General features: G+C 70.9%; 19 protein-coding genes and 1 pseudogene. 11 read left to right on the top strand and 9 right to left on the bottom strand.

What is annotated here, in order from left to right; genetic code table 11:
* Nucleotides 1-73: 73 nt before the first annotated feature.
* On the top strand, nucleotides 74-253 hold the full coding sequence (locus tag ABZY11_RS06915; RefSeq protein ID WP_356478105.1) for a hypothetical protein: 180 nt from the start codon (nucleotides 74-76) through the stop codon (nucleotides 251-253).
* Between the two features lie 90 nt (nucleotides 254-343).
* Here ABZY11_RS06915 and ABZY11_RS06910 read toward each other — a convergent pair whose 3' ends face one another.
* Nucleotides 344-1,450: a Dyp-type peroxidase gene (locus tag ABZY11_RS06910; RefSeq protein ID WP_356478104.1), complete on the bottom strand. Its 1,107-nt coding sequence runs from the start codon at nucleotides 1,448-1,450 to the stop codon at nucleotides 344-346.
* A gap of 107 nt (nucleotides 1,451-1,557) precedes the next feature.
* Between ABZY11_RS06910 and ABZY11_RS06905 the strand changes: the two are divergent.
* Nucleotides 1,558-2,089: pseudogene (locus tag ABZY11_RS06905) on the top strand (MarR family transcriptional regulator); the annotation flags it as partial.
* 42 nt (nucleotides 2,090-2,131) lie between these two features.
* Here ABZY11_RS06905 and ABZY11_RS06900 read toward each other — a convergent pair.
* Complete coding sequence (locus ABZY11_RS06900) at nucleotides 2,132-2,401, bottom strand: DUF397 domain-containing protein (RefSeq protein WP_356478103.1); 270 nt, start codon at nucleotides 2,399-2,401, stop codon at nucleotides 2,132-2,134.
* On the bottom strand, nucleotides 2,382-3,233 hold the full coding sequence (locus tag ABZY11_RS06895) for a helix-turn-helix transcriptional regulator (protein ID WP_356478102.1): 852 nt from the start codon (nucleotides 3,231-3,233) through the stop codon (nucleotides 2,382-2,384). The genes ABZY11_RS06900 and ABZY11_RS06895 overlap by 20 nt, the downstream gene beginning before the upstream one ends.
* A 117-nt stretch (nucleotides 3,234-3,350) precedes the next feature.
* On the opposite strand from ABZY11_RS06895, the gene ABZY11_RS06890 reads away from it, so the two are divergent.
* Both ABZY11_RS06890 and ABZY11_RS06885 read left to right on the top strand, forming a co-directional pair.
* Nucleotides 3,351-3,572, top strand: coding sequence for a hypothetical protein (locus tag ABZY11_RS06890; protein ID WP_356478101.1), 222 nt, complete (start codon nucleotides 3,351-3,353; stop codon nucleotides 3,570-3,572).
* 87 nt (nucleotides 3,573-3,659) lie between these two features.
* Nucleotides 3,660-4,010, top strand: coding sequence for an ATP-binding protein (locus ABZY11_RS06885; protein WP_356478100.1), 351 nt, complete (start codon nucleotides 3,660-3,662; stop codon nucleotides 4,008-4,010).
* A gap of 6 nt (nucleotides 4,011-4,016) precedes the next feature.
* Here ABZY11_RS06885 and ABZY11_RS06880 read toward each other — a convergent pair whose 3' ends face one another.
* The 3 genes from ABZY11_RS06880 to ABZY11_RS06870 all read right to left on the bottom strand — a co-directional run bounded on the left by ABZY11_RS06880 (nucleotide 4,017) and on the right by ABZY11_RS06870 (nucleotide 9,616).
* Nucleotides 4,017-4,928: an RNA polymerase sigma-70 factor gene (locus tag ABZY11_RS06880; protein WP_356478099.1), complete on the bottom strand. Its 912-nt coding sequence runs from the start codon at nucleotides 4,926-4,928 to the stop codon at nucleotides 4,017-4,019.
* 48 nt (nucleotides 4,929-4,976) lie between these two features.
* Nucleotides 4,977-6,134, bottom strand: a complete 1,158-nt coding sequence (locus ABZY11_RS06875) for an FAD-dependent oxidoreductase (protein WP_356478098.1) — start codon at nucleotides 6,132-6,134, stop codon at nucleotides 4,977-4,979.
* Nucleotides 6,135-6,325: 191 nt separating this feature from the next.
* Nucleotides 6,326-9,616: a S41 family peptidase gene (locus tag ABZY11_RS06870; RefSeq protein WP_356478097.1), complete on the bottom strand. Its 3,291-nt coding sequence runs from the start codon at nucleotides 9,614-9,616 to the stop codon at nucleotides 6,326-6,328.
* Between the two features lie 210 nt (nucleotides 9,617-9,826).
* Between ABZY11_RS06870 and ABZY11_RS06865 the strand changes: the two genes are divergently transcribed.
* Both ABZY11_RS06865 and ABZY11_RS06860 read left to right on the top strand, forming a co-directional pair.
* Complete coding sequence (locus tag ABZY11_RS06865; RefSeq protein WP_356478096.1) at nucleotides 9,827-10,399, top strand: TetR/AcrR family transcriptional regulator; 573 nt, start codon at nucleotides 9,827-9,829, stop codon at nucleotides 10,397-10,399.
* A 178-nt stretch (nucleotides 10,400-10,577) separates the two neighbouring features.
* Nucleotides 10,578-12,809, top strand: coding sequence for an MMPL family transporter (locus ABZY11_RS06860; RefSeq protein ID WP_356478095.1), 2,232 nt, complete (start codon nucleotides 10,578-10,580; stop codon nucleotides 12,807-12,809).
* A gap of 175 nt (nucleotides 12,810-12,984) precedes the next feature.
* Here the strand turns inward: ABZY11_RS06860 and ABZY11_RS06855 are convergent, their stop codons facing one another.
* Entirely contained in the window at nucleotides 12,985-13,341 is a 357-nt protein-coding gene (locus tag ABZY11_RS06855) for an SsgA family sporulation/cell division regulator (protein WP_356478094.1), read from the bottom strand.
* A 216-nt stretch (nucleotides 13,342-13,557) separates the two neighbouring features.
* Between ABZY11_RS06855 and ABZY11_RS06850 the strand changes: the two genes are divergently transcribed.
* The 5 genes from ABZY11_RS06850 (at nucleotide 13,558) to ABZY11_RS06830 (ending at nucleotide 18,352) form a co-directional block, all read left to right on the top strand.
* Nucleotides 13,558-14,616 carry an energy-coupling factor ABC transporter permease gene (locus tag ABZY11_RS06850; protein WP_356478093.1) on the top strand — a complete coding sequence of 353 codons (1,059 nt, stop codon included), beginning with the start codon at nucleotides 13,558-13,560 and terminating at the stop codon, nucleotides 14,614-14,616.
* A gap of 1 nt (nucleotide 14,617) precedes the next feature.
* Nucleotides 14,618-15,457, top strand: a complete 840-nt coding sequence (cbiQ, locus tag ABZY11_RS06845; protein ID WP_356478092.1) for a cobalt ECF transporter T component CbiQ — start codon at nucleotides 14,618-14,620, stop codon at nucleotides 15,455-15,457.
* Nucleotides 15,454-16,239, top strand: coding sequence for an ABC transporter ATP-binding protein (locus tag ABZY11_RS06840; protein WP_356478091.1), 786 nt, complete (start codon nucleotides 15,454-15,456; stop codon nucleotides 16,237-16,239). Before cbiQ ends, ABZY11_RS06840 begins: the two co-directional genes overlap by 4 nt.
* Nucleotides 16,240-16,349: 110 nt before the next feature.
* Nucleotides 16,350-17,555 (top strand): serine hydrolase domain-containing protein, encoded by a 1,206-nt coding sequence (locus ABZY11_RS06835; RefSeq protein ID WP_356478090.1) that lies wholly within the window; start codon nucleotides 16,350-16,352, stop codon nucleotides 17,553-17,555.
* Entirely contained in the window at nucleotides 17,552-18,352 is an 801-nt protein-coding gene (locus ABZY11_RS06830) for an SDR family NAD(P)-dependent oxidoreductase (RefSeq protein WP_356478089.1), read from the top strand. The genes ABZY11_RS06835 and ABZY11_RS06830 overlap by 4 nt, the downstream gene beginning before the upstream one ends.
* Nucleotides 18,353-18,385: 33 nt before the next feature.
* Here ABZY11_RS06830 and ABZY11_RS06825 read toward each other — a convergent pair whose 3' ends face one another.
* Nucleotides 18,386-19,237, bottom strand: a complete 852-nt coding sequence (locus tag ABZY11_RS06825) for a DMT family transporter (RefSeq protein WP_356478088.1) — start codon at nucleotides 19,235-19,237, stop codon at nucleotides 18,386-18,388.
* Complete coding sequence (locus ABZY11_RS06820; RefSeq protein WP_356478087.1) at nucleotides 19,234-19,734, bottom strand: YbaK/EbsC family protein; 501 nt, start codon at nucleotides 19,732-19,734, stop codon at nucleotides 19,234-19,236. Before ABZY11_RS06820 ends, ABZY11_RS06825 begins: the two co-directional genes overlap by 4 nt.
* Nucleotides 19,735-19,755 lie beyond the last annotated feature (21 nt).

Raw genomic sequence — 19,755 nt, 5'->3', positions numbered from 1 at the left:
ACAGCGACGACGACGTCAGCGGAAAGTTGTCGTGGCAGGTGAGCCGTCGATGGCTGGGCCGAGGGCATTGCCCATGGCGTTGATGGCTTGGTGTTCCGCTCGCATCTCCGGCGGTCGGCTGGAGATCTTCGACGAGTCCGCCGAACTCCGGCTCGTGCCGCCCGAAGCGAGCTGTCACCTGACCGTGCGCCACACTCAGCGGCTCCGGCTCCGGCACTTCATGGAGCGGCGCGACCAGCCGCATCTCGGCTGATCCACGGGGCTGGTGGCCCCGCGCGGACCACGCCGTCGACCCGGACACCTGTACGCGTTCGGAAACTACGTGGTGGATGCGAGATCGAGCCTAGCTGAGCGTGTCAATCCACTTGTCGCCGTGCGGGGGGACGAAGAAATACCCGCCGCCCGTGGTCAGCAAGTACTTTGCCAGGGGTTCCCCTTCCAGGCGTTTCTGGGCTGCTTCGAACCCTTGGGCCAGATCTCGCTGGAAACAGGAGAAGATGATCCCCGTATCGCCGTTGCCCCGGTCGTAGTTGTAACTGCGCCGCACGATCGGTGGGGGAGTGCGGCGGTCAGGGGCTGCGAGGCGTACATGGGAATCAAGCGGGGTGAGCCTGCCGGTCGGATCGGCCGCGAAGTTGGGCTGTTCGTCGGCCGGCGTGCCGTCGAGCCACCCCCCGTCGCGTCGACGGCCGATGATCCGTTCCTGTTCTCGTACCGAGTCCTTGTCCCATAGATCGGTCGCGAACCGGATGATGCGCACAACCTGGTAGCTGCCACCCACGGCCCACTGAGGTTCGTCCTGATCGGCAGAAGTGAGTGCACGGCCGAGGGATTCTCTCTCGGTGCCCGGATTGCCGAAGCCCTCGGTGAAGTGGAACGGGTTACGGGCCAGGCCCCTGCCGTCCTTGACCCGGTTGGCGGGACGAGAGCCATTGATGTGCCACCGAATCGTCCAGTGCGGGGAGGTGGCGTTTCTGAGGCGCTCGACGGTCTTCTGTATCGCTGCGGCCTTGTCGCTCGCCACGTGTGCAAGAACGTCTCCATGCGACATGGCGGGATCAAGAAGGTCGCCGGTGAAGTGCGGCATGGCCTTGAGTTGGCGAGGAATCGACTTCTCAGGTCCGAAAAGTGTCGCCCCAAGGGCGAACCCCACAGACGTGTCCGGCTCGGCGGCGACACGAGCCTGTTTCACCAGTTCTCTCAATGCGCCATGTGGCCGTCCGATATCAAGCGCGATCAACGCCACGTACTTTTCCGGCAAAATTCCACGCAACTGGACCGGAACGCCGACCGAGTCGTCGGAGCCGGCACTGTCCCCTGCAGCGCCCCTGTCTGCCAGCCCGTAGGCAGCCGCACCTCCACCTGCTAAAGCAACTGCCACGCCCGAAGCCATCAAGTTCCTGCGCCGTATCACTTCGACCTCGCTCACTTTGATGAACCGTTGCTTCATCAACTTCTCATCTTGTCAACCGAAGTACGTCCGCAACAGTCGTGCCCGGAGCCCGGCTTTCCGGTGTCGTTCAAGTGGTTGGTTGGGGGTTTGGGGAAACTTTCCCCCGCACCTTCTGGTCGAGGGTCGCCCGTGACAGCGAGTGGTGGGATGCCTTCCTCGCCGCGGGGGAACGCCGTTCCGCGCCGGGGAAGACCGCAGAGGTCATGGAGACCGTGGAGGCTGCCGCGCCCGCCGTTTCCGTGCCGGTGCCGGTGCCGGTACCGCAGCAGCGCATCGCAGAGCCGGAGCCGCAGCCGGCTGCGGACCAGCCCTCGCCCGCCTGGGCCGCACCGACGCCCGTCTGGCCCTTTCGGCGGCGGACTGTGCGGCGCGGGAGGAGTTGGCGGCCGAGTGGTTCGCGCGGGTGTGGATACCGACTATCTGACGCGTGCTCTGACCGCCGGGCTTCCCGAGTCTGTGGGCTCGCCCTTCGGTCTCGTACGCCGCCGCCTCCGCGACAAGCTCCCGCCCCGTCTGCCCGCCACAGCCCCGGTCGCGTCGGAAACTCCCGTACACCGCCTGATGATTGAGTGCACCGAATGCGGGTGGCCTGCAAGGCCGGAAGCCTTCTGCGATGGGTTGTGCACCCCCTGCCGCCGACCCGATCCCGAACCGGCGGCCTGACCGCTATCCCCCGAGTTATACCTTGACGGACTCCACGAACGGCGTCCAGGCGGACGCGGGGACGACCAGCACGGGGCCTTCAGGGCGCTTGGAGTCGCGGACGGGGACGAGGTCCTGGTGACCGTCCGCGACTTCGAGGCAGTCGCCGCCATCGCCGTTGCTGTAGCTGCTCTTGCGCCAGCGGGCGAACTCCTCGGCGACCTCAAGGCAGTTGCCGCCATCGCCGTTGCTGTAGCTGCTCTTGCGCCATGTAGCCAGGTGGAGATCAGGACCGATGCTGGCCATTTCGGTACTCCTCAGCCGCCTTCTCGATCAGGTCGAGGGACGCCTCCGGCGGCAAGGCGGCGGCCCTCAGCCGATCGTATGCCTTGCGGTAGCGCACCACGATGGACGGATCGTCGATGGTTTGGCCGTGGTAGGGACCCTCGGTGTAGAGCAGGGGCGGTTCGTTGTCGAAATCCATGAGGAAGAGGGGCAGTTCCGAGAGGGCGCGGGTCGGGCCGTTCCACGGAAGGATCTGTGCAACGACACGGTTCCGGCGGATCAGGGCGGCGATGTGGTCCAGCTGCTCGGCCATCTCCACAGGCGGGATGATGGAGCGGTGCACCAGGGACTCGTGCAGGATCACCCAGTACTCGGGTTTTTTGGGGTCATCGAAGAGACGGGCCCGATTCAGCCGGGCGACGATCTTGGCTTCGACTTCTTCTGGCGTGTCCGTGGAGTGCGCGGAGCGGATGACGGCACCGGCATACGACCTGGTCTGGAGCAGGCCAGGGATTAGCGTGCCGGACCACTCGCTGATGGTCCGCGCTCGCATCTCTGCTTCCGCAACCGCAGCGAAATACGAAGAGTGAGCCCCCTGCTTGGCCTTCCGTGCGTCCTCGCACCGCCGTTGGAAGAACCCGTCCGTCTTCAGCACCCGGTCCACATGCTGTGCCAGATCCACCGGCATCCGGCGGTGGCCGTGCTCGATCTCGCTCAGGTACGTGATGCCGTAGAAGCTGCCGTCCACCAGCTTCTCCAGGGTCAGGCCCGCCTCCTCCCGCTTGAAGCGGAGTTCCTTGCCGTAGAACTGCGGGACGCCCGCCGAGCCGTCGATCTCCTTGCGTGTGGCCACCGTTGACCGCCTTTCGCGCTGTGCGTTGTGGAGCGGGAAGTCCTTTCACGGTAGAGGCCGATGCGGCAGCGTGTGAGGCGTTCGTCACAGTCAGCAACGAAAGGTGGACTTCCCCCCATGGACGACACGTACGGCCTCACCGCCCACGACATCGGCCCGGACATCGACGCGCTCCGTGCCGCACTCGCCGTGCACGGCATCGCCCTGCCGTCGCTCGGGGTCGATCCGCTGACCCTCGCCGCGAGGACGACGCGGCCGCCGCTGGTGGCGCTCGGAAACTGCGATGTGGCGACCGCGCGCCGGATGGCCGAGGTGCTGCGTTCGGCGGCCGGTGGATGACTCCGCTGCCGTTCACGGTGGATCTGCTCGCCGTGCCGAAGGCCGTACCGGAGCTGCGGCACACCCTTGCGGGAGCGGTGCGGGGGTGTGGATTCGCCTGATCTGCTGCTCTGTGTCAGCGAGTTGCTGACCAATGTGATCGTGCACCTCGGGGAGGGGACGCCGGTGACGCTCCGGGTCAGCGGTACGTGCACCGGTCGGGTCAGGGTCGAACTGAGTGATCCCGAGCCGTGCGCCTGGCCGACGCCGCGCACCGCCGGTCCCGGCGACGAGTCGGGGCGGGGACTGTCGCTCGTGGACGCGTTGGCGCTGCGGTGGGGCGTCGAGCAGGGGCCGTACGGGAAGACGGTCTGGTGCGAGCTGCGGGCGCCCGCCAGGCGGGGGCAGGAGGCGGCGGTCCGCCCCTCGGGCCCGTGGGGGCGAGGGGCGGACAGGTGAAGGAGGTCAGTGCAGGGTGAGCGGGGTCTCGGACTCGACGCGGGTCAGTTTCTCCGGGTTGCGTACGTAGTAGAGGCCGGTGATGAGGGTGTCCTCGATCCGGAACGCCACGACGCCGTCGATCTCGTCGTCCAGGCGCAGTACGAATGCCAGGTTGCCGTTGACCGGGGTGGGGCTGATGGTGATCGTGGCGGTGGTCCTGCCGGAGTTGCCGATGAGGAAGCGGGCCACCTTGTCGGCGCTGATGATCGGCCGTCGGGCGGCCTGCTTGATGCCGCCGCCGTCGCTGAGGAGGACGACGTCGGGGGCGAGCACGTCGAGGAGGCCCTGGAGGTCCCCGGTCTCCAGAGCGCGCCGGAACGAATCCATGGCCGCCCGGGAGGCGCTCGCCGAGACCGCCGCACGGGGACGGCGGGCATCGACGTGCCGGCGGGCGCGGTGGGCGATCTGACGGACGGCGGCGGCGCTCTTGTCGACGGCGGCGGCGATCTCGTCGTAGTCGACGTCGAAGACCTCGCGCAGCACGAAGACTGCGCGCTCCGTCGGTGACAGGGTTTCCAGGACGAGCATCAGGGCCATCGACACGCTCTCGGCGAGTTCGACGTCCTCGGCCACGTCCGGCGCGGTGAGCACCGGTTCGGGAAGCCAGGGGCCGACGTACGCCTCCTTGCGGCGCGACAGCGTGCGCAGCCGGTTGAGCGCCTGGCGGGTGGTGATCCGGACCAGGTAGGCGCGCGGGTCACGGACCTGTTCCGGATCGACCTCGACCCACCGCAGCCAGGTCTCCTGGAGGACGTCCTCCGCGTCGGCCGCCGATCCGAGCATCTCGTAGGCGACGGTGAAGAGGAGGTTGCGGTGGGCGACGAAAGCCTCGGTCGCCGGGTCGGTGATGGCGCGCTCGTCGGGGTCGTCGTTCACGTCTGGCCTTTCTGCAACTCTCGGCTCTCGGTTGTCGGGTCCTGGCCCTCAGGCCGTCCGCCCGGCGGCGGTCGGTGCCTCGTCGCGTGCGGGGCGCGGACCGTTCCTGCGTGCCTCGTTCGCCAACTGCTTGACGGTGGTCCTGCAAACGAACTCCTTGAGCTTCCCACCGGGGCTGCCGGTCAGAAGCAGAGGGATCGCACGGTCGTCCATGGAGGCGAACTGGAAGATCCCGGCGCGGCGGCCCAGGCTGAGGCACTGGCCGGCGAACCGCACCTTGAGGGGTGCGGGTCGCTCGCCCGCGATCCGGCTGAGCACCGTGCGGGCGGCGCGCGAGCCCAGTTGGCCCGCGGCCTGGCAGCTCATCCGGAACGGCACGTCCACCGGTGCCGCCGCGTCCCCGGCCGCGGTGATCCGCGCGTCGTCCACGCTCGTCAGCGTCCCGTCCGTGAGCAGGCGGCCCACGGCGTCGGTGCTCAGCCCGCTGCGGGCGGCCAGGTCCGGTACGCCGAATCCGGCGGCCCAGACGGTGACCCGGCTGGGGAGTTCGCGGCCGTCGTCGAGCCGTACGGCATCGCGGGTCACGGCCGCCACCCTCGCGCCGGGGCCCTCGACCACGGTCACGCCGAGTCCGGCGAGGGTCCGGGCGACCGAGCGGCGGCCCCGGGGGTGCAGATACGGGCCGAGTTCCTGGCCGCAGACCAGGGTCACGGCGCGGCCGTCCTCCGCCAGTTCGGCGGCGGTCTCGATGCCGGTCGGGCCGGAGCCGACCACGGTCACCGGGGCCGTCGCGGGTGCGGCGGCGAGGACCGGCCGCAGTCGCCGCGCCTCCTCCAGGGTGGCGATCGGGTGGGCGAACTCCGCCGCGCCGGGCACGTCCGGTTCGGCACTGCCGCTGCCCACCGCGTAGATCAGGTAGTCGTAGCCGACCGTGTCGCCGCTCGTCAGTTCCAGGTGGCGCCCGGCCGCGTCGATCGTCGCGACGCTGTCGACCACCAGCCGGATGTTCCCGGCCAGGACCTCCCCGTAGTCGACGACCGCGTCATGGTTGCCGCCGACCAGCTGGTGCAGGCGGATGCGCTCGACGAAGTCGGGGCGCGGGTTGATCAGCGTCACGGCCACGCCTTCGTCGTGTGCCAGCCGGTTGGCCGCGGTGACGCCCGCGTAACCCCCGCCGATGACGACCACGTCGGTGTTCCTGTCCATGATCTCTCTCCGTCCGTTGCCCGGTTTCGGCATCAAGACACCGGACGGCGGACGGCTGTGACACGGCGTGAGGCAGATCACTCGCGAGGGCACGGGGGCGTCGGCCGGCTGATCCGTCGCAGCGCAGATTGCGCGTTCCCGCTGAAGGCCGGGGGAACGTTCAACTGCGCACCGCCCGTGCCCACCCCGTACTACCGCGGCGGCAACGGCGGCCGCCGCCGGTCCGGGACGTCGTCGTACGTCGGTGGGGTCGACGCGGGATGGGCGGCCAGCAGGTCCAGGGCCACCCGTACCGCGTCGTCGAGCACCGCGTACCGGCCCTCCGCCCAGTCGAGGGGGGTGCGCAGCGCCTCCAGGTCCGGTTCGACACCGTGGTTCTCGATCGACCAGCCGTAGGTGTCGAACCAGGCCGCGTTCATCGGCACCGTGATCACCGTGCCGTCGCCCAGCCGGGTCCGGCCGGTCATGCCGACCACGCCGCCCCAGGTCCGCTGGCCCACCACCGGGCCGAGCTTCAGCAGGCGGAACGCGGCGGTGATCATGTCGCCGTCGGAGGACGTCGCCTCGTCGGCCAGGGCGACCACCGGGCCCCGGGGCGCGTTGGAGGCGTAACTGACCGGCTGGGCGTTGCGGGTCAGGTCCCAGCCGAGGATCGTGCGGGTCAGCTTCTCGACCACCAGCTCGCTGATGTGGCCGCCCGCGTTGCCGCGTACGTCGACGATCAGGGCCGGGCGGGACACCTCCATGCGCAGGTCCCGGTTGAACTGGGCCCAGCCCGATCCGCCCATGTCGGGGATGTGCAGATAGCCGCACTTGCCGCCGCTCAACTCCCGCACCACTTCACGGCGTTTGGCCACCCAGTCCTGGTAGCGCAGCGGGCGTTCGTCGACCAGCGGGACGATCGCGACCCGGCGGGCGCGGCCATCCCCCTCGGCCGGGCGGAAGGTGAGTTCGACCGTGGTGCCGCCCGCCGCCGTGAGGAGCGGGTACGGGCCGGCGACCGGATCGACCGGGCGGCCGTCGACATGGGTGAGGACCGCGCCCTCCCGGATGCCCGTACCGGCGAGCGGGGAACGGGCCTTGGAGTCGGAGGAGTCGCCCGGCAGGATGCGCCGGATCATCCAGTCGCCGTCCCGGCACACCAGGTTCGCGCCGAGCAGGCCGATCGCCCGCTGGTAGTGCGGCGGGCCCTCGTTGCGGCGGGCCGGGGTCACATACGCGTGCGAGGTGCCGAGTTCGCCCAGGACCTCGCGCATCAGGTCGGCGAACTCGTCGGGGGAGGCCACCCGTTCGACCAGCGGGCGGTACTGGTCGAGCACGCCCGTCCAGTCGATGCCGGACATGTCCGGGTCCCAGAAGTAGGAGCGGATGATGCGGCCGCCCTCCTCGTACGCCTGCCGCCACTCCGCCGCCGGGTCGACCTCGTGCAGGATGCGGCGCAGGTCGAGGTAGACGGTCGTGTCGCTGTCGCCCGCCTCGGTGGCGGGTACGGCGCGCAGCTCGCCCTCGTCCATGACGACCAGCCGTGTCGCGTCGCCGCTGACCGCGAACCAGTCGAGATGGCCGACCAGTTCGGTCTTCCTGGCCTTGGTGATGTTGAAGTGTTCGAGGGTGGGGCGGCCCGACATGTCCGCCGGGTTGGCGAAGGTCTCGCCGAGCGCGCCGGAGATCGGCCAGCGCAACCAGACCAGCCCGCCGCCGCTCACCGGGTGCAGGGCCGAGTACTTCGACGCGGAGACCGGGAAGGGCGTCACCCGGTTCTCCAGGCCCTCGAACTCGACCGTGACCGTCGACGGCCCCTCGCCCGTACCGACGTCGGGGATGTCGTCGGCCGGGTCGAGACCGCCCGCCGCCGGGCGCCCCTCCGGGGAGAGGGCGAACGGGGAGGGCGTGGCGGACGAGAGCGGCACCAGGTACGGGCGGCAGCCCAGCGGGAAGGAGAGGTCGCCGGTGTGGACGTCGTACACCGGGTCGAATCCGCGCCAGGAGAGAAAGGCGAGATAGCGTCCGTCGCCCGTGAAGACGGGGTTCTCGTCCTCGAAGCGGCCGTTGGTGACATCGACGATCACGGGCGCGCCGGTGCCCAGGATGCGGGCCAGCTTGATCTGCCGCAGCGAGCGGCCGATCCCGGGGTGCGACCAGGTCAGCCAGGCGCCGTCCGGCGAGAACGCCATGTCGCGGACCGGGCCGTTGATGGAGCGGATCAGCTCGGTGGGTTCGCCGGTGGACGTCTCCTCGTCCGTCTCCAGGAGCAGCAGCCGCCCGTCGTTCGTCGCGATCGCCAGCCGCTCGCCGTCCGGGTCGGCGACCAGCTCGTGCACCCGGCCGATCTGCCCGGAGGCCAGCCGGCGCGGCCCGCGGTCGCCGCTGGCGCGCGGGAGGTACGCGATCTCGATCGCGTCCTCGCCGTCGGCGTCCGTGACGTAGGCGACCTGGCCGCCGCTGCCGAGCATCTCGGGCAGCCGGACCCGGACGCCCGGGGTGTCGGCGATGGTCCGGGCGGGGCCGTCGCGGTGGGTGAGCCAGTACAGGCTGCCTCGTACGGTGACCGCGCTGGCCCGGCCCGTCTCGTCCACGGACAGCGAGTCGACGTTGCTGGCGGCCGGGACCTGGTGGATACGCCGTCCGGTGCGCGGCCCGCCGAGCCGGACCGCCAGCTTCCGGGGCACCGCGTCCGGCGACGCCAGGTCGTCCACCAGCCACAGATCGCCCGCGCACTGGTAGACGACCCGGTGCCCGTCGCTGGAGGCGTGCCGGGCGTAGAAGGCGTCGTGGTCCGTGTGGCGGCGCAGATCGCCGCCGTCGGGCCGGCAGGAGTAGAGGTTGCCGACGCCCTCGTGGTCGGAGAGGAACGCGATCCGGCCGGCGACGAACATCGGGGAGGCGAGATGGCCGCCGATGTCCGGCAGCAGCCGCTTGCCGTGCAGCCAGAGCCGGCCGGTCGCGCCGCCCCGGTACCGCTTCCAGGCGGCCGGTTCGTGCGGCGGGGTGCCGGTGAGCAACAGGGTGCGCCGCTCGCCGTCGATGTCGGCGACCGCGATGTCGGAGACCGGGCCCCAGGGCAGCTTGCCGCCGGGGCTGCCGTCGGTGGGGACGCTGTAGGCCCAGGAGACGTGCGAGAAGGGCTGGTTGTGCGAGGACACCGCGAGGATGTGGGCGGATTCCTCCGGGTCGGGGGTCCAGCCGCAGACCCGGGTGTCCGTCGAGCCCCAGTAGGTGAGCCGGCGGGCCGGCCCGCCGTCGACCGGCGCGAGATGGACCTCGGGATCGAGGGTGCGCCAGGTCGTGTACGCGATCCGGCTGCCGTCGGGGGAGAAGCGCGGGTGGCTGACCCGGGTCCGGTCGATGGTCAGCCGCCAGGCGCGGCCGGGCCGCTCCCCCTCGGGCGCGAGGGGGGCGACCCACAGGTCGTCCTCGGCCGCGAAGCAGAGCAGGTCGTCGTGGAGGTGCGGGAAACGGAGATACGCGACGTCGTCACTCACCCTCCAATGCTTTCCGCGCGGGAGGGCCCCGGCAACTCGTGGTGCGGGACCGGTTGTGGTGCGGAACACAAGCGAAACGATTTCGTTTCGCTGGGCGGGCGGGGTAACGTCTATGTGTACGAAACAGTTTCGTTCGATTGACTGGTGTACGAGCAATTGACCGGCGTACGAGAGACTGACGCCACGAACACCCGAACAGGAGGTCGACACATGGCACGCACCCGGCTCACGCCCGAGCGCGAGAGCGAGCTGTACGCCGCCGTGCTCGACCTGCTCCGCGAAGTCGGTTACGACGCCCTGACCATGGACGCCGTCGCCGCCCGTACCCGTTCCAGCAAGGCCACCCTCTACCGCCAGTGGGGGAGCAAGCCCGAGCTGGTCGTCACGGCCCTGCGGCACAACAAGCCGGTGTCTCTCGCGGAGATCGACACCGGATCGCTGCGAGGCGACTTCCACGCGGCACTGAGCCGCAGCGACGACTGCCAGATGGAGAAGAACTCCGCGCTGATGCGGGGTCTGACCCATGCCGTCCACGACAATCCCGATCTGCTCCAGGCCCTGCGCGAGCTGCTGATCGAGCCGGAGATGACCGGCCTCAACACGCTGCTGCGCCGAGCCGTGGACCGGGGTGAACTGCGTCCGGACAACCCGGCGCTGAAATACGTATCGCACATGCTGATCGGTGCCTTCACCGCTCGGCAGCTGGTCGAGGACCGTGCCGTCGACCAGGCGTTCATCACCGATTACGTCGACTCCGTGATTCTCCCCGCTCTCGGAGTCTGACCCCCGGAACCCTGGGATCCGGCCCCCGGACCCCTCGGCTTCCGACCCCGGACCGCTTCGCGCGGTCGGTCCCCGCTGCACGGCCCCCTCCCCAAGCCCCACCTGACACGCCGCTCTCGTCGTCGGGCTGGTTCCTCACGCCCTTTTCCACTCACGACCTGACCGGGAGTACCACTCCGTGGCCACATTCCTCTACAAGCTCGGACGGCTCGCCTTCCGGCGCCGCCGCTATGTCGCCCTGATCTGGGTGGCACTGCTGGCGCTCGCCGGATTCGGCGCGGCCTCCGCGTCCACCGCCACCTCCAGCTCCTTCTCGATTCCGGGCACGGAGGCACAGCGGGCCTTCGACCTGCTGGAACAGCGCTTCCCCGGGGGCAGTGCCGACGGCGCGACCGCCCGGGTCGTCTTCAAGGCCCCCGACAACGAGAAGATGGCCGACCCGGCGAACAAGGCCGAGGTGAACAAGGTCGTCGGCGAGCTGAAGTCGGGCTCGGACCAGATCGCCTCGGTCACCGACCCGTACACCGCGGGCGCCGTCAGCAAGGACGGCTCCACGGCGTACGTCTCGGTCTCCTACAAGGTCAACTCGATGGAGCTGACCGACGAGACCCGGGACGCCCTGGAGGACGCGGGCCACGCGGCGCAGAAGAGCGGGATGACCGTGGAGATCGGCGGTGACGCGCTCATGGTGATCCCGGAGACCGGGGTCACCGAGATCATCGGTGTCGCCGTCGCCGCGGTGGTGCTGGTCATCACCTTCGGCTCGCTGATCGCCGCCGGGCTCCCTCTGCTCACCGCCCTGATCGGCGTCGGCATCGGCGTCTCGACGATCACCGCGCTGGCGAACGTGCTGGACCTGGGCTCCACCACCTCCACCCTCGCGATGATGATCGGCCTCGCGGTCGGCATCGACTACGCGCTGTTCATCGTCTCCCGCTACCGCGCCGAGCTGGCCGAGGGCCGGGAACACGAGGAAGCGGCCGGACGGGCCGTCGGCACCGCCGGTTCCGCGGTCGTCTTCGCCGGTCTCACCGTCGTCATCGCGCTGGTCGGCCTCGCCGTCGTGAACATCCCGATGCTGTCGAAGATGGGCTTCGCCGCGGCCGGCACGGTCGCGATCGCCGTCCTCATCGCGCTCACCCTGGTCCCGGCGCTGCTGGGCTTCGCCGGGAAGCGGGTCATGGGACGCAAGGCGCGCAAGGCCGCCGAGGCGCCGGGCGGGGCCGAGGACAAGCCGAACATGGGCACCCGCTGGGCGCGGTTCGTGCTGCGCAAGCCGGTGTGGGTGCTGCTGGTCGGCGTCATCGGCCTCGGCACGATCGCCGTACCGGCCGCGTCCCTGGAGATGGGCCTGCCCGACGAGGGCTCCCAGCCCACCGGCACCACCCAGCGGCGCGCCTACGACCTGCTCTCCGACGGCTTCGGCCCCGGCTTCAACGGGCCGCTGATGGTCGTCGTCGACACCGCGGACAGCTCCGACGGCAAGACCGCCGCCAAGCGGGTCACCGACGAGATCTCCGGCATCAAGGGCGTCGTCGCCGTCACCCCGGCCCAGTTCAACAAGGCCGGTGACACCGCGATGATCACCGTCGTCCCGAAGGACCGGCCGAGCTCCGTCGAGACGGAGAACGTGGTCCACTCGATCCGTGACGCGGGCAAGGACATCAAGTCCGACACCGGCGCCGAGGTCCTGGTCACCGGCTCCACCGCGATGAACATCGACTTCTCGCAGAAGATGAACGACGCGCTGCTGCCGTATCTGGCGCTCGTGGTCGGACTCGCCTTCCTGCTGCTGATGGTGGTCTTCCGGTCGGTGCTGGTGCCGCTCAAGGCGGCCCTGGGCTTCCTGCTCTCGGTCGTCGCGGCCCTGGGCGCGGTCGTCGCGGTCTTCCAGTGGGGCTGGCTCGGCTCGCTCTTCGGGGTGGAGCAGACCGGTCCGATCATGTCGATGATGCCGATCTTCATGGTGGGTGTGGTCTTCGGTCTCGCGATGGACTACGAGGTCTTCCTCGTGACCCGGATGCGCGAGGCGTACGTCCACGGCGAGACGCCCGGCCAGGCGATCGTCACCGGCTTCCGGCACGGCGCCCGGGTGGTCACGGCCGCGGCCGTGATCATGATGGCGGTCTTCGCCGGCTTCATCGGGTCCAGCGAGCAGATGGTCAAGATGATCGGCTTCTCGCTCGCCATCGCCGTCTTCTTCGACGCGTTCGTGGTCCGGATGGCGATCGTGCCCGCGGTCCTCGCCCTGCTCGGCCGCCGCGCCTGGTCGCTGCCGCGCTGGCTGGACCGGATCCTGCCGAACGTGGACGTGGAGGGCGAGGGGCTGCGCGAGCAGCTCGACGAGACGCCGGCGGCCGGCACCGGACGCGGTGACGCCGGGGACGAGCGCGAGCTGACCCGGGTCTGAGCCGTACGGCCCGAGCCGCAATCAGCCTCCGGGTCCGCGTCTGAGCGGAGCGCGGCCCCGGAAGCGCCGGTTACCTGTGGGGACGGGGGACCGGGGCAGTCACAGAAGCCCCCGTGCGAGCGGCACGGGGGTTTCTGTCATGCGGATGCGTCCTGCGGGCGCGTCCTGCGACGGCTCACGCGGGCACGTCGTGCGTGGGTCTGCCGTTCTCGGTGTGCGTACGGTGCAGAAAGCGGATCAGTGGCGCGCTGTCGAACTGCACCACCTCCACGCCTTCCTTCGAGTGCACCTCCACGACCAGCTGCGTCCGTCCGCAGGGCCATACGCGGACGCCGCCGCGCTCGATGGGGGAACGCAGTCCGCCCTCAAGCAGATCGCGGGCGAACGCCCAGTCGTCGCCGCCGGGGAAAGCGACATGGACGGTGCGCGGGTCCTTGTCGGCGTCGTACAGCAGGTCGACCGGGACCGCCGGGAGGTCGGGGGTGTCGTTGACGAGCCAGGCGTCTGCCTGTTCATGGATCACGGGGGGCATGGAACGACTCCTCCTGTGCGTGCTGCTTAACATCCAATGTCCCATATATCCCCGCAACGGGAGCGGGGAGCGGGGCAGCAGGGGAGCGGGGAAGCGGGGGACGGGCAGCTGTGACGCATGCGCTCTTGCGAAGGGTTTGCAACAAGGACCTATCATTGAGCGGTTCACGACACTGTCCGCAGCAACGCAGGATCGCAGGAAGCGGAGTCCCCTCCCATGCATGTACCCGACGGATTCATCAACGCGCCCGTCTCCGCTGCCGCCGGAGTCGTCGCCGCGGGTGCGGTCGCCGTCAGCCTGCGGGGCGCCCGCCGTGAGTTGGACGAGCGCACCGCTCCGCTCGCCGGTCTCGTCGCCGCGTTCATCTTCGCCGTGCAGATGCTGAACTTCCCGGTGGCGGCGGGCACCAGCGGACATCTGCTGGGCGGGGCGCTCGCCGCGATCCTGGTCGGGCCGTACACCGGCGTGCTCTGCGTCACCGTCGTCCTGCTGATGCAGGGCATCCTCTTCGCCGACGGCGGCCTCACCGCGCTCGGCGTGAACGTGCTCGTCATGGGCATCACGACCACGGTCGTCGCGTACGCCCTCTTCCGCGGACTGCTCGGCGTGCTGCCGCGCACCCGCCGCTCCGTGACCGCCGCGTCCTTCGTCGCCGCCCTGGTCTCCGTACCGGCCGCGGCCGGTGCCTTCACGCTGATCTACTGGATCGGCGGCACCACCGACATCCCGATCGGCAAGGTCCTCACCGCGATGGTCGGGGTCCACGTCCTGATCGGTATCGGCGAGGCCGTGATCACCGCGCTGACCGTCGGAGCCGTCATCGCGGTACGCCCCGACCTGGTGCACGGCGCCCGCGGGCTCACCTCCTCGCTCAAGCTCCGGGTCGACGGCGAACTCGTCGACGCCCCAGCCCGGCAGCCCGTCGCCCCGGTCGCCGCCCGCTCCCACCGGGGGGTCTGGGCCACCGGCCTGGTCACCGCCCTCGTCCTGGCGGGCTTCGTCTCGTACTACGCCTCCGCCGACCCGGACGGCCTGGAGAAGGTCGCCGCCGACCAGGGCATCGACAAGAAGACCGAGGAGCACGCCGCCAAGGACTCCCCGCTCGCCGACTACGGCGTCAAGGACGTGTCCGACGCCCGGATCTCCGGCGGCCTCGCCGGAGTGATCGGGGTCGGTGCCACGATCGCGGTCGGCAGCGGAGTCTTCTACGTGGTCCGCCGCCGCCGCACGCCGGACGCCCCCACGGACACCACGCGCGACAAGGAAAGTGTCTGACGTGGCCGCCGGTACTCCGTGGAAACCCACCACGCGCAGCAACCACCCACGCCCCCGGCCCGGGCCGGCCCCGTACCCGGGTGCCGCCGGGCACGCGCACAAGCTCTACCGGCACGGTCACTCGCCCGTCCACGACCTGCCGCCGCACTGCAAGATCGCCGCCGCCTTCTGCTTCGTCGTGGTCGTCGTCTCGACGCCGCGCGAGTCGGTGTGGGCGTTCGGGCTGTACGCGGTGCTGCTCGGCGCGGTCAGCGCGCTGGCCCGCATCCCGGTGGGCTTCCTGCTCAAGCGGCTGCTCATCGAGGTGCCGTTCGTCGCGTTCGCGCTGCTCATGCCGTTCGTGGTGCCCGGCGAGCAGACCCACGTCCTCGGCCTCTCGGTCAGCGTCCCCGGCCTCTGGGGCGCCTGGAACGTCCTCGCCAAGGGCACCCTCGGCGTCGCCGCGTCCGTGCTCCTCGCCTCCACCACCGAACTGCGCTCGCTGCTGCTCGGCCTCCAGCGGCTCAAGCTGCCGCCACTGCTCGTCCAGATCGCCTCCTTCATGATCCGGTACGGCGACGTGATCACCGGCGAGATGCGCCGGATGTCGATCGCCCGCCGCTCCCGGGGCTTCGAGGCGCGCGGGGTACGGCAGTGGGGTGTCCTGGCCAAAACGGCGGGCGCGCTCTTCATCAGGTCGTACGAGCGCGGCGAACGCGTCCACCTCGCCATGGTCAGCCGTGGCTACGCCGGTTCCATGCCGGTCATCGACGAGGTGACCGCCTCCCGGACCCAGTGGGCGCACGCCGCCGTACTCCCCGTGCTCGCCCTCGCCGTCTGTCTGCTGGGATGGACCCTATGAGTCAGCCCACCGCCGCCGCCCCGTCCCCGCCCCCGTCCCTGGAGGTCAGCGGCCTCGCGTACGCCTACCCCGACGGCCACCAGGCGCTCTTCGGGGTGGACCTCACGGTCGCCCGGGGCGAACGGGTCGCCCTGCTCGGCCCCAACGGCGCCGGCAAGACCACCCTCGTACTCCACCTCAACGGCATCCTCGACGCCGGTGCGGGCACCGTCCGGGTCGCCGGTCTCCCCGTCGAGAAGCGCAACCTCGCCGAGATCCGCCGCCGCGTCGGCATCGTCTTCCAGGACCCCGACGACCAGCTCTTCATGCCCACCGTCCGCGAGGACGTCGCCTTCGGCCCCGCCGCCTCCGGGCTGCGCGGCGCCGAGCTGGAGGAACGCGTCACCGAGGCCCTGAAGCAGGTCGGCATGGAGGAGTACGCGAACCGGCCGCCGCATCACCTCTCCTTCGGCCAGCGCCGCCGCGTCGCCGTCGCCACCGTCCTCGCCATGCGGCCGGAGATCCTCGTCCTGGACGAGCCGTCCTCCAACCTGGACCCGGCCTCGCGGCGCGAACTCGCCGACATCCTGCGGTCCCTGGACGTCACCGTGCTCATGGTCACGCACGACCTGCCGTACGCCCTGGAGCTCTGCCCGCGCGCGGTGATCCTCAGCGAGGGCGTCATCGCCGCCGACGACCGCACCCAGGACCTGCTCTGCGACGAGAAGCTGATGCGCGCCCACCGCCTGGAGCTGCCCTTCGGCTTCGACCCGCGCTCCGTGACGCTGAACGCCGCTCCGTGACACCGGACGTTCCGGGACACCGGACGTTCCGTGACGCCGGACGTTCCGGGACTGTGAACATGAGGTGACCCGCCACACCTCCGACCTGCGACGGGATGCACCATGGGGGGATGAGCGGGAGCGCAGGAGCAGGCGTAGACGTACGAGGCACGGTGGCGGCCGGATTCGAGCCGGTCCGGGATGCCTTCATCCGTAACTTCGAGCAGCGCGGCGAACGCGGTGCGGCCGTCGCGGTCTACCGGAACGGGCAGAAGGTCGTCGACCTCTGGGCCGGTACGAGAGACGTCGACGGCGCCGAACCATGGGCCGTCGACACCGTGCAGATCGTCCGCTCGGCGGGCAAGGGCATCGCCGCCGCCGTACCGCTGCTGCTGCACCAGCGCGGCCAGCTCGACCTCGACGCCCCGGTCGGCACGTACTGGCCGGAGTTCAAGGCGGCCGGCAAGGAACGCGTCCTCGTCCGCCACCTCCTCGCCCACCGGGCCGGTATCCCCGCGCTCGACTGCCCGCTGACCCCTTCCGAAGCGGCCGACGGGATCTCCGGACCGCAGGCCGTCGCCGCCCAGCGCCCCCAGTGGGAACCCGGCACCGACCACGGCTACCACGCCCAGACCTACAGCTGGCTCATCGGCGAACTGGTGCGCCGGGTCACCGGCCGCACCGTCGGCCGCTGGATCGCCGAGGAGATCGCCCGCCCGCTCGGCCTGGACTTCTGGTTCGGCCTCCCGGCGGACGAGGCGCACCGGGTGGGCCGGATCGGCCCCGTAGAACCGTCCCCCGTCGCGGGCAACGGCAACGGCAACGGCAACGGCGGCGTCCTGCGGCTGCGGCCCAAGCGGTCCGTCGCCGAGGCGTACCGCGACCCGCAGTCCCTCACCCGCCGCTCCTTCGGCGCCATCGACCCGCTCCCCGACGAGAACGACCCCGGCTACCGGGCGGCCGAACTCCCCGCCTCCAACGGCATCGCCACCGCCCGCGCGCTGGCCCGCTGCTACGCCGCGATGATCGGCCCGGTCGACGGCCACCGCCTGTTCGCCCCGGCCACCCTCACCCTCGCCCGCACCGAGGAGTCGGCGGGCCCGGACCGGGTCCTGGTCGTCAACACCCGCTTCGGACTCGGCTACATGCTGCACGGCCCGGCGGCCCCGCTGCTCGCCCCCGGCTCGTTCGGCCACCCCGGTCGGGGCGGCTCGCTCGGCTTCGCCGACCCCGAATCCGGCATCGCGCTGGGCTATGTGACGAACGGCCTGCAGAAGGGAGTCACCGCCGACCCCCGTGCCCAGGCCCTGGTCAGGGCAGTACGGTCGGCGCTATGACTCCTCCTCACTCTGCTGGTTCACGGTTCGACGGATACGGCGTGCTCATCACCGGAGCGGGCCGGGGCATCGGCGCGGCCACGGCCCGCCGGCTGGCCTCGGAGGGCGCGCGCGTCCTGGTCACCGACTTGGATGGCGACCGCGCGGAGCGCACCGCCGCCGCGATACGCGAGACGGGCGGCACCGCCGAGGCGCTGCCCTGCGACGTGGCCGACCGGGCGGCCGTCGAGGCGGCGGTGGCCCACGCCGTCGCCGCCTTCGGCTCCCTCGACGTGCTGGTGAACAACGCGTACGCCTGCGCCGCCGACGCCCCGCTCTTCGAGGACGAGCCCGACGAGGCCTGGCAGCGCGACCTGGACATCACCCTCACCGGCCCCTACCGCTGCGCCCGCGCCGCCCTCCCGCACCTGGTGGCCTCCGGCCGGGGCGCGATCGTCAACATCGGCTCGGTCAACGGCGAGCAGGACTTCGGCAACCACGGCTACAGCGCCGCCAAGGCGGGCCTGGCCAGCCTCACCCGCACCCTCGCCGGCCACGCGGGACCGCGTGGCGTACGCGTCAACCTGGTCGCCCCCGGCACGATCCGCACCGACGCCTGGGCGGGCCGCGACGCTGAACTGTCCCGGGTGAGCGGCCTCTACCCCCTCGGCCGGGTCGGCGAGCCGGAGGACATCGCGTCCGCCGTGGCCTTCCTCGCCTCGCGCGACGCGTCCTGGATCACGGGGACGACGCTGCGCGTGGACGGCGGCCTGACGGCGGTCAACTACGGCTTCCGGCAGGCGGTTTCGGGCGACTGACCCGGCCCTGCACTCGGGCCGACCCGTACCCCCTCAACTCGTGTGCAGCATCAGCCCGATGCCGACCACCATCAGCCCCGCCGCCGCGATGCGCGGCGCACCGAACCGTTCCTTGAAGAACAGTGTTCCTATGGCCGCCCCGACGATGATCGACGACTCCCGCAGGGCCGCGATCGGGGCCAGGGCGGCCCGTGTCTGGGCCCACAGCACGAGGCCGTACGCCGTCACCGACAGGGCCGCGCCCAGCAGCCCGCGCGCGGCGAACGGCCTTAGCTGGTCCGCGAGTTCGCCCCGGCGCCGGTACAGCGCGTAGGCCGGGATGGCCAGCCCCTCCAGGATCATCAGCCAGGCGACGTAACCGAGCGGGGTGCCGGAGGCGCGCACCCCGACGCCGTCCACCGTGGTGTACCCGGCGATGGCCAGACCGGTCGCGAGGGCGGCCAGCAGCGCCGGCCAGTCAGGGCGCCTCCCGGAGCCCCGGATGCCCCAGAGCGCGAGCCCGACGAGCCCCGCCGAGGCCACCGCGACCCCGGCGGTGGCCCAGCCGTCGGGGCGTTCACCGACGAAAACGGCGGCGAGGACCGTCACCACCAGCGGCGCCGTACCCCGGGCGATCGGATACATCTGCCCGAAGTCGCCCAGGGTGAACGAGCGCATCAGCAGCATCATGTACGCCACGTGCAGCCCGGCCGAGACCAGCAGATACGGCCAGGCCCCGGCGGCCGGGAACGGCACGAAGCAGGCGCCGACCGCGCCGATCAGCACCCCGCCCCCGGAGATCAGGGTGAAGGAGAGGAGCTGGTCCTTGATCGCATGAGCGATCGCGTTCCAACTGGCGTGCGTGACCGCCGCGATCAGGACCGCGAAAGCGACCAGCGGCGTCACTCCGACTGCTCGCGCACGTCCACCAGGGTTCCGCCGGCGTGCCCGATCAGCGACTTGGGGTCGAGCGGGAAGACCGTGTGCGGGGTGCCCGCCGCCGCCCATACCACGTCGTGGTCCAGCAGCCCCCGGTCGGCCAGCACCCGGGTCTTCGTACGGTGCCCGAAGGGCGGTACGCCCCCGATCGCGTACCCGGTCGTCTCCCGGACCAGATCGGCTCCGGCCCGCTTGACCTTCCCGGCCCCCAGTTCCGCGCGTACCCGCTCCACATCGACGCGCGAGGAGCCGTCCATCAGGACCAGCACCGGGACGCCGTCGGCCTCGAAGATCAGGGACTTGGTGATCTCGCTGAGCTCACAGCCGATCGCGGCAGCGGCCTCGGCGGCGGTACGGGTGGCCTCGGGGAACCGGCGGATCTCGACATCGAGCCCCAGCTCCCGCAGGGCCTCGGCGAATCGGGGGTGGGCTTCGGCGGCGGTGGTGGCGTCAGAAGTGCTCATGTCCGCACGTTAGCGAACGTG

The sequence above is a fragment of the Streptomyces sp. NPDC006510 genome (assembly GCF_040611955.1).
Taxonomy (GTDB): domain Bacteria; phylum Actinomycetota; class Actinomycetes; order Streptomycetales; family Streptomycetaceae; genus Streptomyces.
Note: the sequence above shows the minus strand (reverse complement) of the source record. Positions and strands in the feature narration are given on the sequence as shown.

What these genes read in the sequence shown, in the direction of transcription:
- ABZY11_RS06830 (WP_356478089.1), top strand. Translation starts at nt 17,552, where the DNA reads ATGACTCCTCCTCACTCTGCTGGTTCACGGTTCGACGGATACGGCGTG.
- ABZY11_RS06820 (WP_356478087.1), bottom strand. Translation starts at nt 19,734, where the DNA reads ATGAGCACTTCTGACGCCACCACCGCCGCCGAAGCCCACCCCCGATTC.
- ABZY11_RS06855 (WP_356478094.1), bottom strand. Translation starts at nt 13,341, where the DNA reads ATGCCCCCCGTGATCCATGAACAGGCAGACGCCTGGCTCGTCAACGAC.
- ABZY11_RS06865 (WP_356478096.1), top strand. Translation starts at nt 9,827, where the DNA reads ATGGCACGCACCCGGCTCACGCCCGAGCGCGAGAGCGAGCTGTACGCC.
- ABZY11_RS06835 (WP_356478090.1), top strand. Translation starts at nt 16,350, where the DNA reads ATGAGCGGGAGCGCAGGAGCAGGCGTAGACGTACGAGGCACGGTGGCG.
- ABZY11_RS06840 (WP_356478091.1), top strand. Translation starts at nt 15,454, where the DNA reads ATGAGTCAGCCCACCGCCGCCGCCCCGTCCCCGCCCCCGTCCCTGGAG.
- ABZY11_RS06890 (WP_356478101.1), top strand. Translation starts at nt 3,351, where the DNA reads ATGGACGACACGTACGGCCTCACCGCCCACGACATCGGCCCGGACATC.
- ABZY11_RS06915 (WP_356478105.1), top strand. Translation starts at nt 74, where the DNA reads ATGGCGTTGATGGCTTGGTGTTCCGCTCGCATCTCCGGCGGTCGGCTG.
- ABZY11_RS06900 (WP_356478103.1), bottom strand. Translation starts at nt 2,401, where the DNA reads ATGGCCAGCATCGGTCCTGATCTCCACCTGGCTACATGGCGCAAGAGC.
- ABZY11_RS06850 (WP_356478093.1), top strand. Translation starts at nt 13,558, where the DNA reads ATGCATGTACCCGACGGATTCATCAACGCGCCCGTCTCCGCTGCCGCC.
- ABZY11_RS06875 (WP_356478098.1), bottom strand. Translation starts at nt 6,134, where the DNA reads ATGGACAGGAACACCGACGTGGTCGTCATCGGCGGGGGTTACGCGGGC.
- ABZY11_RS06910 (WP_356478104.1), bottom strand. Translation starts at nt 1,450, where the DNA reads ATGAAGCAACGGTTCATCAAAGTGAGCGAGGTCGAAGTGATACGGCGC.